Genomic DNA, 13,279 nt, shown 5'->3' with positions numbered 1-13,279 from the left:
GCCGCTACATCAGCGACGCGGTCGCTAGGCGATTATTGGCGGTGTTCGGCTTGCTGTCGCCTACGTATTCGACATTCGTGTCTATGAGCCGGTCGCTGTCGATCCCGGCCGCGGTCAAGATATCCACCATCGCTTTCACGCGCTGCCTGGCCAGTTCCTTGTTCGCCTTTGCGGCGGCGGCGCCGGTCAGCTCCTTTGCCGCCAAAGCTGTCAGTTCGACATTGCAGCGCGAGTCTTTGATGCTGGCGGCGAACTTGTCGAGGTCGTCCTTGACCTGCGGTGAGATCACCGAGGACTGGCTGTAGAAGAAGAGGGCGACCTGCGCAGGGGCGCGCTTCTCGTATTGCCGGCATGATATCCCTTGCTTCGGTAAGGTGTACAGGATCGCGCTGCGCGCCTTGTTCGTGTCGGCGGCGCCATCGTCGACCCAGTGCGCGAGCGCCAGCACCATTTCCGGCTTGACGCCTTGCGCCTTGAGGAAATCGCTGGTTACGTCCAGCCTGCGGCCGGCAATGTCGTTGGCCTTGTTGTAGCTGCCTTCCTTGCTTGCCGTCGCATAGAGCCTGTAGCCGCAATCCTTCCCGGCATCCTTGATGAAGGCCTTCAACGCGTTGGCGGAATCCTTGGATATCTTGCCGTCGCCCTTGTTGAAGAGGACGCGATAGGAATTCCACTGCGTGCAGTTCGGGCCAACGTCACGTTGCTGGGCCGCCGCGCCGAAAGACACCGCACTTGCAACAGTGCTAATAAAGGCCAGAACAAGAATGAATGATTTCTTCATTGTCTTGGCGCCTCCTGCTGCGGCTTAGAGCAATTCCAGCAAAAGTGTGAAACGGTTTTCCGTCCGGAATTGCGCAAAAACAAAGAGATAGAGCGGTTCATCGTTTCCATGAAAACGATGAACCGCTCTAGTCTAATGCAGCATTCTTTACTGCGGCAAGGTGGCAACCGCGGCAGGCGTGCTCGTCAGTCCCATAGCAGCAGCAGCTTGCGCCAGAAGGCATTGGACGGCATCGGCTTGGAGCCTCGCGGCAGGCGGATGGCCAGGTAGATCGTCAGCCATTTGCGATCTATCTCCCGGATCGAGACTTTCAAGTCCTGCAGCTCGAAAGGCCGCGAAACCCGTGTCCATCCGGAGAAGGCGAGGGCACCGGTCGGGGCATCGCCTTTCCACAAAAGTTTTTCCTCCGGCCTGCCCAGCGCGATGGCGAACTCGAAGGGAGACGCCTCCTCATGAGCGATCTCCACCGTGGCGACGACGCTTCTGGCAAAAGCCGGGAAAGCCGACTTGAGGGCCGCGACAACCGGGCCATGCGTGTTCGGCCGCAGGAACAGGCCGCCATCGTCGCCGGCGACGAGCAGCGTCGGCAGGTCGGAGGGATGGTTGGTTACGAGCGAGGCTTGCTTGATTTCGTCATTGGTAATCCGGCGCATGCGCCGGCGCTCCTGCGGCGCGTTGAGACGCGGGTGTCTCGCCCCGTCCGAAACGACATGGCGGATCTGGATACTCGAAAAGCCGCCCAGCACACGCGCCTGCGGGCGTCCGCCGCCGCATCTGACTGCGAGCAGAAGATCGCGCCGGCCCGATGCCGGCGAACTGATGGCCGTTCTTATTTCGCGCGGCTCGTGCGGCCGGCTGACATCGGCCCAGCCGCTCCCGCCATCCTGGTCGAGCATTCTGGCAAGCTCGCCGAAAGTCTGGTTTTCCGCATCGACGATCGCGAGCTGGAATTGCGCCGTCCCGGTGAGATCCTCGTCGAGGTAGATCCAGCAGCTTGCGCCGATGACGCCCGGCGGACAGACGCCCTTCAGCAGGGCCATCGTCACGTTGCCGCCCCTTGCTTCGAGAAACAGCTGGTCCGGCGATCGTTCGACATAGCTCAGCAAATCCGTGCCGGCATCGGGATGCGAAGCGACATGAGCAAGGCGCAGCGGCTCGGCGGAGAGGTACTGCTCGCGGTAAAGCGAGGAATGCAGCTCCGGCACGGTCTCGTCGGCCGCGGCGCTGAGCATGTCGACGACGCCGAGCGTGAAGTCGGACCGGCCGGCATGGGCGAGCAGCGAGATCGCGGTGTCCGGTCTGCCCTCGCGAGCCGCGATCTCGGCCAGCAGCTGCATTGCATCGGCCGCGTTGGCGGGCCCCGAGCTCAGCCGGAGATAGCGCTCGTCCTTGACGCGCAGCTCAAGGTTCCAGAGGTTGAGGTCCTTTTCATGATTGGCGGTATTCGAGCTTATGCCGAGCTGCACGAACATGTCCGTGTGCGCGAATTTGTGCTTGCGGAAGACCTCGATGATCGGCCGGCGATTCCTCAGCCATTCGGCATTCCGGTTCATGCCCGTCGGCGCCGACCGGTACCAATAGAGCGGCTCCGGCACGGTGACGATCTCGAGACCCGCCAGATCGGCGCGCAGGAAGAACTCCCAATCGCTCGCGGAAAAGCCGCGCTCTTCGTTAAGGTAGCCGACCTTGTCGAACACCTCGCGCCGGAACATCGCATTGGCATCGCCATAGGGATTGGTGATCAGGGCGATGTCAGGCGGACCTCCGACCGGAAAGTAGAGCATGTAGCCGCTCTTCGTATCCGGTGGCACGAAGGGCTCGTTCAGCCATTTGGCGAAGGTCGTGCAGATGTCGGCGCCGGAATTCTGCATGCCCGAGACGAATGTACTGACCGCGTTCGGGAAGAGTGCGTTGTCGTCGTCCAGGAACAGGATCAGCGAGCCCTTGGCGGCGCGGATGCCGGTGTTGCGCGCCTTGCCGAGGAAGCCATTCTTCTGTCGGATGATCCGCCAGCCGCGCTGCTCGAACTCCGGTTCGAGCTCGGCCAAAAGTTCGATCGCGTCAGGATCGGTGCTGCCGTCATCGACGACGATCAATTCGATGTTGGGATAGTCCTGGCGCCGAACCGAGGCAATCGCCTGCGGCAGCAGCCGCGCCCGGTTGTAGTGGGCGGTGATGATCGACACCAGTGGCGGCCGGCTTCGCCGCGCCGCGGCCTTGCGCGGCTCGCGGCGGAATTTCGCGTGCAGCCGGCTCCAGGCCTTCTCGCGCGCCGCACGCCCGTGCAGCGGCTTGGCCGGGCTGATCGTGCCGCTTTGCAGCACCACCGCGATCCTGGCCGCGATGGCGGACGCGGACGCCTCCATCATGACGGCGTCGGCCGACTTCGGGTGCAGCATGTCACGTATGCTGCCGACGTCCGTGGCGACGAAAGGGATCTCCTCGTCGAGGCATGCGACAGCGTCCATCGGAAGCTGCGCGGCCGCGTGCGTAATCGCCACCAGCGCGTGGCTCTGCCGCAGATATCGGAAGATATCGGGTTCGTCACGAATAGGCAGCAGCTTCAGTTTGAACGGCCATTGCCGCGCGCGCCGGACGATCATGCCACCCGAATGCTCGCCGAGCACATGGCCGAATGCGCCGACGACCGTCACCGCCAGGTCGGTGACGCCGCTGTCGGCCAGATGATCGAGCGCATCGCAAAACAATGTCAGCCCGCCGCGCGACTCGGTGCCTGAGAAATGAATGATTTCGGTGGTGAGCCGCTGCCGCCGCCAATAGTGGTCGGAGTGGAAGTTCGAACGCCATTCCTCAGGCACGAGCGGGGCGGCGACGTGGCGGCTGGCGGGCAGGTTCCAGCCTGCCTTGGTCATCCAGTCGAGCAGCGACTGGCCGGTGACCACGAGATGGTCGCAGGTCTCCGCCGATGTCCTTTCCATATGCGCGATGGTCATCTGCTCCTTGCGCTCGACCGCCTGGCCATTGGCCTGCAGCTTCCACATCAGCGGTTCGTGGGCGAGCACGACGATCGCGGGAGGATCGGGAAAGACCCCGGTGCGCTTGGCAACGGTCGGGAAATGCGCCAGGCCGCCCTCGAGCGCGAAGTAGACGACGTCGAATGCGTTCTGCTTGAGATAGTGGTAGACGGCCACCGAGTGCTTGTCGCTCGAATCCAGGCCGCGCAGCAGCTCGGGCGACTGCGGCAGCAATTCAAGCCGCACCAGGAAATTGTCGAAGCACCATTTTCCGAGCCTGGCGATCTCCTGCTCGTCGGGCTGGCTGCCGATCGGGTTCTGCACCCAGAGCAGCGTGACCGTATCGCCGGTTACCGCAAGGTGTTGCGCCAGCGCGTAGGTCGCCGATCCCGGATCGGCGGTCACAATCGAACCGAACTCGACCTCTGATACGACGCATACATTGCGGGGCTTCTGGCTTACCTGTCGCTTGCCGTTGGGCGTCGCGCCTACCTTAGAACCAATGCTCAATCAGTCCCCCTTGATCATCAGCCGCAGCGGACAGTCTTGCCAACAGTAGGATAACACTTTGATAATTGTCTCGCGGGGATAATCGGTTCGCGGAGCCGCAATACCTCACCCCGTTTCGCGTAACCCGGATCATGACGCTCGGATGCTTGACCATCGATCTCCGAAACACCTCGAACGGCTCGATGATAGGCCGATCGACGTAAGCAAGGGCGAGATCCTGTGCTTTGTCGGACTGCGCAATGAAGCGACGCTGCTGCCCAAGCTTCTCGATCACTATCGCGGTCTCGGCGTCGATCGTTTCTTCTTCCTCGACAATGGCTCCACGGACGGGACGCTCGAACTGATCCTGGAACAGCCGGACAGCCATTGCTTCCATACGGAAGGATCGCACTTCGCCGAGAACATCGATCCGCCGCGTTGGATCAACACGCTGATGAACGTCTTTGGCACTGGCCACTGGTGCCTCTCGATCGACGCCGACGAATTGCTGGTCTACCCGGATTTCGAGCGGGTTGGCCTGCATTGGCTTTGCGACTATCTCGACTCGACCGGCGCCGACGCGGTCATCGGCTCCATGATCGACATGTACGCAGACGGCCCGCTGGCGGAGGGCAACTATGACGGCACGATCCCGCTTATCGAGGCCTCACCGTATTTCGATCCGGAACCGGGTTGGCTGCGGGCGCGTGACGGCAAGTACCCTCCGCAGCAGATGTTCGGTGGCGTCAGGGAGCGCGTCTTCTGGCACGGCCGGTTCAAGCAGACCTTCCCACCATGTCTGACCAAGGTGCCGATCGTGCGATGGGAGCGGGGCAGGCGCTATCATGTGGCGCAACACACGATCAGCAAAGTCCAGTTCAGCGAGCTCCGCGTCGCGCTGCTGCATTTCAAATTCGTCTGGGGTTTCCGCCAGAAATCAGCGTCGTCGCTGAGCGAGAACACGCAGCTCAAAGAAAAGACGCTGGAGGAGCGCGCCGCCTACATGGAGGCATTGGAGCGCGATCCGAAACTGTCGCTCCGGGACCCGCGCTCCGTTCGCTACCGTGACGCCGCGCAACTTGTGGAGCTCGGCTGGATGAGAACCTCGGATCGATATGCCGCATCCGTATCCAACGCATCGAGGCCGCGCCAAGGCGCGGCCACTTGAACGTGGCAGTCGATTGAACGGAAAGTTGCGGCAGATGTTATCCGCCGTAGCCGCCGCCACCGTCTCCATGGTCTCCGTCGTGGCCATTCGGACCGAACTGAGCCAGCGTGTTCAGCGCAAGCGCCTTGCAGGCCGTCGGAGCATTCGGATAACGATGCAGATAGTCCTCGAGCGCCTCGATCGTGCCGATCTTCAGGGCCTGCTCACAAGCGAGCTCGGCCTCCTTGACCCCGACTTCGAATTGCGCCTGCGCCCCGCCAGTGAAAGCGACGCTCACGCCAAGAATACTAAGCCCACCCAATAGTAGCGATTGGATCTTACGCATAACTAGCCCCTTACACCACGCACCACGTTGAAATTATTGTTTTGTTAGCAATTTGTCAACCATATCAGCCGTGTGCCGGGCCCCATCCTGGCGCAAGGTTAACGGCCGGATCCGCGGCGGACGCACCGCATGTCGCGCAAAAGCGTGCAGCGGTTTTTGGGAAAACGACATACATGAAAACAAAGGCTTGAAGCGCGTCGACGGAATCCGTTTCCGCGCGACGCGGTCTAGTCGCCGATCAGTGTCAGCGTCCGAAAGAAAGCGTTGGTCGGGGAGCCGTTGGGGCTTCCGGCGAATCGGACCGCAAGCATGATCGAGAGCGGCATTTTGCGCCGTACACGAAGGGTCGCCACCAGGCTACGGCGCATGAATTTGTCCGCGACGGTCGTCCAACCTGAGAAGGCGAGGGTCTGCCCGGCGATGTCCCCATGCCAGTCTATGGTCTGATCGGGGCGGGCAAGCGCAAGCGCGAAGTCCAGTGCCGGCGCGTCGGCATGCGCGATTTCGACCGTTGCCTCGATGCTCCGGAAGAAAGCCGGAAACTGATGGTCAAGCGACGCGGCGACCGCGCCGTCCGTGTGGGGGCGCAGAAACACCCCGCCGCCATCCGGCGCGACAAGCAGCAGCGGCAAGGCCGACACGCGCGGCGTCAGCAGCCGGGCGGTCTTCAGCACTTCGTGAGCGAGGGCGGTTGGACCGCCGCCGTCGCCGGTACGCTCAGCGGCGTCGAGGCGAGTGGCGGCGGGCCGTCCAAGCAGGCCGGCCGCGGTTTCGCTGCGACCCACCCGGTTGGCGATGCCCGCCAGTTTCTGCAGGGCCGCATCGCTGTTCGGCTCGAGGGCGCAGAGCTCCAGATGGTCTCGATAGGCGGGCCTGTACCGCAGGTTCTCGCGCGCGCTCTCGATTTCGGACCGTGCCGTGTTCTGGGCGATGGCCAACTGATGGAGCAGCGCGGCGCCATCGAACTGGCGCGAGCCAAATGTCTTCAGGACGGGGCGGCGATTGTCGTACCAGTTCGACGTCCGGAACATGCCGTCCGGTTTCGAGCGGTACCAGTAGAGCGGCTTCGGGATCGGCCTGATCTTCAGCCCGGCAAGCGAGGCTCGTGCGAAGAATTCCCAGTCGTGCATGGCGTAGCCCGGCTCTTCGACCAGGTATCCGATGCGCTCGAAGACCGACCGGCGCACCATCGCATTGGCGTCGCCATAGACGTTGTGGATCAGGCCGAGCGCGTCGGGACCGCCGAGCGGCAGATATTGGATCAGCCCATCGCCCCGGTCCTCGGGCACGCTGTCCTCGTAGAAGATCAGCTGGAACGCGGTGCAGATGTCCGCGGCAGATGCCGACATGGCGCGCACGAAATGCTCCACCGCTTCCGGGAACAGCGCGTTGTCGTCGTCGACGAACAGGAGCAACTCGCCTCGCGCGGCGCGGACGCCGGCGTTTCGCGCCGCGCCGAGATGTCGGTGCGGCCGACGCAGGATCTTCCACCCGCGTTGGCGGAAGCCCGGCTCCAGCGCGTCCAGCAGTCGCCTGGCTTCGTCCTGGTCGCTGCCGTCATCGACCAGCACCAGCTCCAGATTCGCATAGGTCTGCGCCTCTACCGCGGCGATCGCCTGTTTGACATAGGACGGCCGGTTGCGGTGGGCCATGACGATCGAAACCAGCGGCGATGGTCCGGCGCCCTTGCGGGCCCGCTTGCGCGACGGATCGCGCGTATCCAGCCAGGCCTGGCGATTTTGGCGCAGGCGGTCGATCCGCCGCGGACGCGGCGGGCTGCCGAGCGCCGCCGTGATCGCCTGCGCCAGCGCGGCGGGATCGGGGTCGACCAGCCCGGGCTGGCCGGCCTCCACCACCCAGGCCTCGGCGTTCGCGCCGACATTGGTCGCAACGACCGGCAACCCCGCCTCGATACAGGCGGCGACGGCCGCGCCGGTCGATGCGGCCCGCGCGGGAACGACCGCAAGCGCCCCGGTCCTGGCGGCGCGGTCGAGCCCTGTGTTCAGGTCCGCATTCGGCACAAGGTTGAGCCTGAACGGCCATTGCTCGGCGCGCCGCACAAGCAGTCCGCCGCTATGCTCGCCCATGATCTTGCCGAACGGGCCGAAGGCGGTGATCGTCAAGTCCTTGGGCGCCGTCGGCGCAAGGACGTCCAGCGCATCGCACAGCAGCGTCAGGCCATCGCGATTCCGCCACCCGGCCAGCACGACGAGCTCGCCAGCGCTTCCCTTGCCGGTCGACAGCAGTGGGCCGGCCTGGTCGGCAGCGTCCCGCAACAGCGGGATCACCGAAGCCTTCCTGGCCTTCCAGCCCTTCGACACCATCCACTTGCGCAAGGCGGCCGACGCGCAGACGGTGCTGTCGGCCATCTCGGCGCAGTATTTCTCCATGAAGGCGACGGCAATCGCCGCGGTGCTGCCCATGAATGCCTTGTCGGCTTCAAGCTCCCATTCCGCGGGAGCATGGGCGACGATGACGATGGGCGGCACGGCGAACGCCGCCGTCTCGGCCGCGAGCAAGGTGAAATAGGGCAGTCCGCCCTCGAGCGGCGCGTAGACCAGGTCGTGGCCGGACCGCTCGAGATAGTGCAGCAAGGCGGCCGAGCGGCTCTCCGGCGTCGCCAGCGAGGGAAGCAGCTGATCCGACCTGGCGAGGACGTCCAGCCGGACCGATGTCGCCTCCAGCGCGTCGCGGTGCGCCGCCACCGCTTGGGAAGATGGCGCCTCCTGGCCCGGTACCCAAAGCAGGGTGACGTCGTCGCCGTCTTCGGCGAACAGCCTAGCCAGCGCGGCCATGGCCGCGTCGTCCTCGCCGCGATGGCCGATCACGCTCGTCACGACACAGATGCTGCGCCGCCCGCGTTCCGGCTGCAACGGCCTCAGCTGCTTGCCACCAACGGCCATCGAAATTCCCTGTTCAGTTCCACCGCCAGCGCCTCCGCGGCGCAATCCTCCGGTCATGATGCCCGCGCCAGGTTTACTTTTTGGTGATCATGCTTCTGCGCTGTCGGTAAACCAACTCCTCAAGCGGGTCCTAAAATGGCTGTACAATCAATCGACTGTTACAAGTTTAGCGACACGGCATAAGCAAAGTTTACGGCTCCCGGCTAGTCATTGACGGCATAGCAGGAGGCGCAAATGAAAACGACAATGAAGTTTCTCGGTGCGCTCGCCGTAATGGGCGCCATGGTCTCGGCGAGTTCCGCAGGCGAACTGATGCGGCCGCGCATCAACCTTGGCAGTGCCAACGTCAAGACGATCAGCGGCGATCGCGGCGGCTACGTGATCGACTATGCCATCCGTGCGCTGAAGATGCGCCGCAGCGGCACCTTCGTGCGCTTCAGCGGCGCGTGCGACTCGGCCTGCACGCTGTATCTGTCGATGCCCAGGAGCAAGGTCTGCATCACGCAGCGCGCGTCGTTCGGCTTTCACCTGCCGTATGGCGCCGGCGCACGGGGCAACCAGGTGGCCGCCAATTTCATGATGAAGAACTATCCCGGCTGGGTTCGCGGCTGGATCGCCAAGCGCGGCGGGCTGAAGGGTTCCATCGCCACGATGACCTACGCCGATGCTAGCCGCTTCCTGCCGACATGTCCTTCCGAGCAGCGGAGCACGACCATCGCCAGCCTCGGTCCGACCCGGCTGCGCGGAGGCTGATCCCGCGAACCAGTGTTGAAAAGCATCGCGATGGCGGGCGCTGAGCAGCGCCCGCCATCGCCGATTCACGCCGCGGCGGCTCGCAATTGATCCAAGGGGTCGTTGGTGTATTTTCGCAGCCGTCTTCGTCCTCATGAGCCTCGTGCGAATGCAATCTTGCCAAAAGTTCGTGCTTATCGCCTCGCCGAGGACCGGATCCCAGGCGCTCAACCGTCATCTCAACCAGTATGACGGGATGGTGATGCATGGCGAGGTCTTCAATCCGGCCTTTGTCGGCCTGCGCCACAACTACCACGACAAGATGAACCTGCCGCGTGAGGGCGTCGAGGCGCGGGACGCCGACCCCGAGCAATTCATCGCGCGGATCTTCGACGACCCGGCGGCACGCTTTGTCGGCTTCCACATATTCCCCGAACAGACGCGGCCGGCCGTTCTTCCGGTGCTGGAAGACGAGAGCGTCAAGAAGCTCTGGCTCGTCAGGAACCCGGTAGCGTCCTTCGTTTCACTGCTCGAGGCGGAGGCATCAGGCATCTGGACTGTTCATGCTTCTGAGCCGTTGCCCTCCGGCAACCACCGGAAAAAAGTGCATTTCGACATCGGTCGGTTCAATTCTTACCTCAACGAACTGAACCTGTTTCGGGCCAAGATCAAATCCGTACTGTTCGAGACCGCGCAGCCATATTTCCCGATCCACTATGGCGACATCGCGGATCCGCTGGTCGGAAACGCTATCATCGCCTATCTAGGTGGCTCCCAACGCCTCGACCGTTTCGAGACCGAGATCCTGAAGCCGCCGTTGCGTCCCTTCGTCGAGCGCATCGAGAATTACTGGGAATTCACCGCCTATTTCAGGGCCATTTCCACGGAAGCTTTCTACGCGCTCGGGTGACGTCGGCGCTTGGCCGGCGAGGGCGGTCGCGGCGCAGCCGCCGCCTGCGTCGAAAAATTCGCCGGCTTCCAACGCTTAGCTGATGTCCAAACCGGCAAGCGCAGCGCCAAAAGCGGTGTCGTTCAAGCGTTCGGTTAACCAATCCTCAACAAGCTTGGTTAACTCACATTTGATTTTGTTGACTCTTTTTTAGCGCAGGCCGATTTTGTCATGGGGGTTTGAAGGCTTTTGGCCGTGGCCGGGCCGAAGCGCAAACTGGCGGCGGGTGTTCCTATGAGTGTTGCTGCGATTGCCGACATTATTGGCGGCACGGGCTCGGCGAGCCGTACCGGCATGGCGGGCAGGGCAGAGCCGTGAGCGTCCGGAGAGCATCGAAGGCGAGCCCGGTTTCGGCGCAGGACGCGCGTTTCCGGCGCATGAGCCTGCAGATCATTTGCACTGGTCTGCTGTCGTGGCTGCTGCTTGGCGTCTACCGAAGCGTCATCGTCGATCCGCAAACCACGTTAGGGGGCCTTGTGGCATCCCTCCCCAAGGGATTGGCATCGAGCTACTACGACCTCGTCGTCATAGCATCGCTGACCGCGGCAGCCTTGATCTTGCTCGTTCTGCTCAAGGCCAGCCGTCTTGGGTCCGCCATCGTCTTCTTCTTGTTCTACCTTGCCGTCCTGGTGTCGCTGAGCTGGGGGTTTGCCAACATAAATCTGGTCAAGATGCTGGGCGAGCCCTTTACCTTCCAGTGGCTGGTCTATGGCGACTTCCTCCAGAATGCGGACGCCAGGAACGCCATGGGCGACGCGCTGAACATCACGGAAGTCTCTATCCTGTCGGTGTCCATCGCGCTGGTGCTCGGTCTCGGCTATGCGGCGGCCAGATTGTGGCTGCGGCTGGGTGTCATCGGTCACAGGATCCTTCTGGGCACACTCGTGCTGGGTGTCGCGGGCGCCTTGGCCGGCACGGGCTATCACGTGCATGCGGAAGCGCTGCCGGCGGCGAAGATCGACAATCCGATCGTGCATTTCGTCGAATCGGCCCTGCTCAGTCCGACGCCGGTGGTGCTGACCATGAGCGCCAACGACAAGGATCCAGATGTCGCCAGCGTCGGCGAACGTCCGCCGGAAACCTCCAGCTTCAAGGCGCCAACGCCGAATCCCATCAAGAACGTGCTGATCTTCATGATGGAGTCGGTGCCGTCAAAATACATCGAGACGTTTGGCGGCAAGTACCCGGTCACGCCGAGCATCAAGAGCTATGCCGCGGATTCGATACGCTTCGACAACATCTACGCGCATGCCCCTTCCACGCACTACTCGATATTTTCGCTGTTCACGTCGATGTACAACGACATTTCATACTACGGCATGACCAGCAGATATCCTTACCTGCCGCTGGATTCGATCTCCAATACGCTTTCGGCGCACAGCTTCCGCACCGGGTATTTCTGGAGCGCGGATTCCCGCTTCCAGCGTGTCGACGAGTTTCTGCTCAACAAGGGCCTGGGCACGATCCAGGATTATCGCGGGCAAAAATGCGCCACTCCCACCTTCCAGCTCAGTTCCGAGCAGTGGAAGAACATGGACTACAACAGCGATCTCTGCACGGCACAGTCGATCATCGACTGGATGAACAAGGATCCGGGGAATCCCTTCTTTGCCATCATGTTCACGGCGATGACCCACTACCCCTACATCACCGACAGTCCGATGTTTTCCAAGATGGCGCCTTCTTCTCACGACAAGGGGCTGGTCCACTATTCGGACGACGAGAAGTTCAACTCCTATCTCAACGCCTTGAAGGTCGGCGACACCGCGCTTGGCGAGATACTTGAGTCGCTAAAGCAGTCCGGCAAGCTCGATTCGACGTTGGTTGTGATCCTTGGCGATCACGGCGAGGCGTTCGGAGAGCATGGAGACTATGTCCATGCCAGCGCGATCTATGAGGAAAACATCCACATCCCCCTCATCATGATCAACAAGCATCTGTTCCACGACCAGGTCGTGCACTCCGTAGGCGGAATCGTCGACATCGCCCCGACCATCCTCGACATACTCGGGCTTCCATTGCCGAAGCAGTGGCAGGGGCGCAGCCTGTTCAGCGAGCAGCGGCCGAACAAGACCTTCTTCTTCAATCCCTGGAGCGGCTTCCTGTTCGGCTACCGGGAGGACGATCGCAAGGTCATCTTCAACGCCACCACGGGCAAGGTGGAGGAGTACGACCTCAAGGCCGATCCCGACGAGAGGACAAACCTCTTCAACGACGCCAGCGACCGAAACGCGCTGCTGCAGCCGATCGCCGGATGGGTGCAATCGCAGCGGCGGCGCATCGCCGATCTGGTCGCCGCCGAGGCGAAGAACAGCGCGCGCTGCACCGTCACCAGTCTGGAGATCGATGCCGTTGGCACCGAGTTCCAGGGGCCGCCCCGCCTGGACGTTCTGGTGGACAGCAAGCCCGTCGCCGAGATCGACGTCTCGGGCGTGCAAAGCAAGGCCATCACGCCCAACGAGATCGGGGTGGAGCTGCAGGCGGCATCAGCCGATGCCAAGCCGTTCCGTGTCGACCTCAGCGCCGTGCCGAGCCCGCATTTGATCGAGCTTCGTTTCGTCAACGATCTGTGGGCAGGCGGGGGCAAGCCAGGCGATCGCAACCTATTCATCAAGAGCATCAAGGTGAACGGCCAGCTGGTGCCGAACAGCCGGCTGCATATCGACAACAAGGCCACCGGCTACACCGACGGCAGCGGCACCAGCATGTACAACAACGGTTCGCTGTGGGTGAACGGCCCCTTTGTCGACGGATGCGTGTAGGATGCGTCTGACCGTTCGCCCCTCGACGTACTCGCATTCTTTCGAATTCTAATAATATCCGGCGCAGCGGCTAAAGACGGTGCTCACCACGCCGTTTGCCTGAATTTTAATCAGCGCCGTCTAATATTCTGAAGCAGCGAGACAAGCGGGCCGGCATTCAGGCCGCTGCTCGCGACACTGATCTTTCGCCGGGGG

At 62.6% G+C, this 13,279-nt stretch carries 8 protein-coding genes; 4 read left to right on the top strand and 4 right to left on the bottom strand.

From position 1 onward, the window contains the following. Positions 1 to 4: 4 nt before the first annotated feature. Positions 5 to 781, bottom strand: a complete 777-nt coding sequence (locus JG743_RS23445) for an OmpA family protein (RefSeq protein WP_202293088.1) — start codon at positions 779 to 781, stop codon at positions 5 to 7. 185 nt (positions 782 to 966) lie between these two features. Then, positions 967 to 4,266 carry a DUF6212 domain-containing protein gene (locus tag JG743_RS23440; protein WP_202293087.1) on the bottom strand — a complete coding sequence of 1,100 codons (3,300 nt, stop codon included), beginning with the start codon at positions 4,264 to 4,266 and terminating at the stop codon, positions 967 to 969. A 142-nt stretch (positions 4,267 to 4,408) separates the two neighbouring features. Between JG743_RS23440 and JG743_RS23435 the strand changes: the two genes are divergently transcribed. Then, positions 4,409 to 5,413 carry a glycosyltransferase family 2 protein gene (locus JG743_RS23435; protein ID WP_202293086.1) on the top strand — a complete coding sequence of 335 codons (1,005 nt, stop codon included), beginning with the start codon at positions 4,409 to 4,411 and terminating at the stop codon, positions 5,411 to 5,413. A 37-nt stretch (positions 5,414 to 5,450) separates the two neighbouring features. Here the strand turns inward: JG743_RS23435 and JG743_RS23430 are convergent, their stop codons facing one another. Both JG743_RS23430 and JG743_RS23425 read right to left on the bottom strand, forming a co-directional pair. After that, on the bottom strand, positions 5,451 to 5,738 hold the full coding sequence (locus tag JG743_RS23430; RefSeq protein WP_202293085.1) for a hypothetical protein: 288 nt from the start codon (positions 5,736 to 5,738) through the stop codon (positions 5,451 to 5,453). A gap of 227 nt (positions 5,739 to 5,965) precedes the next feature. Further along, positions 5,966 to 8,641: a DUF6212 domain-containing protein gene (locus JG743_RS23425; protein ID WP_202293084.1), complete on the bottom strand. Its 2,676-nt coding sequence runs from the start codon at positions 8,639 to 8,641 to the stop codon at positions 5,966 to 5,968. 234 nt (positions 8,642 to 8,875) lie between these two features. Between JG743_RS23425 and JG743_RS23420 the strand changes: the two genes are divergently transcribed. The 3 genes from JG743_RS23420 to JG743_RS23410 all read left to right on the top strand — a co-directional run bounded on the left by JG743_RS23420 (position 8,876) and on the right by JG743_RS23410 (position 13,084). After that, the gene (locus JG743_RS23420; protein ID WP_244672891.1) at positions 8,876 to 9,394 is read left to right on the top strand and encodes a hypothetical protein; all 519 of its coding nucleotides are present in this window, start codon (positions 8,876 to 8,878) and stop codon (positions 9,392 to 9,394) included. A 148-nt stretch (positions 9,395 to 9,542) separates the two neighbouring features. Beyond that, a complete protein-coding gene (locus tag JG743_RS23415; RefSeq protein ID WP_202293083.1) occupies positions 9,543 to 10,283 on the top strand; it encodes a sulfotransferase domain-containing protein in 741 nt (246 codons plus the stop codon). Between the two features lie 353 nt (positions 10,284 to 10,636). Further along, a complete protein-coding gene (locus JG743_RS23410; RefSeq protein WP_202293082.1) occupies positions 10,637 to 13,084 on the top strand; it encodes a sulfatase-like hydrolase/transferase in 2,448 nt (815 codons plus the stop codon). Positions 13,085 to 13,279: the final 195 nt, after the last annotated feature.

This window comes from Mesorhizobium sp. 131-2-1, from assembly GCF_016756535.1.
GTDB lineage: Bacteria > Pseudomonadota > Alphaproteobacteria > Rhizobiales > Rhizobiaceae > Mesorhizobium.
Note: the sequence above shows the minus strand (reverse complement) of the source record. Positions and strands in the feature narration are given on the sequence as shown.

Bases quoted from the DNA above. Each gene is read 5' to 3' on its own strand.
- JG743_RS23445 (WP_202293088.1), bottom strand. From the start codon at position 781: ATGAAGAAATCATTCATTCTTGTTCTGGCCTTTATTAGCACTGTTGCA.
- JG743_RS23435 (WP_202293086.1), top strand. From the start codon at position 4,409: ATGCTTGACCATCGATCTCCGAAACACCTCGAACGGCTCGATGATAGG.
- JG743_RS23430 (WP_202293085.1), bottom strand. From the start codon at position 5,738: ATGCGTAAGATCCAATCGCTACTATTGGGTGGGCTTAGTATTCTTGGC.
- JG743_RS23425 (WP_202293084.1), bottom strand. From the start codon at position 8,641: ATGGCCGTTGGTGGCAAGCAGCTGAGGCCGTTGCAGCCGGAACGCGGG.
- JG743_RS23420 (WP_244672891.1), top strand. From the start codon at position 8,876: ATGAAAACGACAATGAAGTTTCTCGGTGCGCTCGCCGTAATGGGCGCC.
- JG743_RS23415 (WP_202293083.1), top strand. From the start codon at position 9,543: ATGCAATCTTGCCAAAAGTTCGTGCTTATCGCCTCGCCGAGGACCGGA.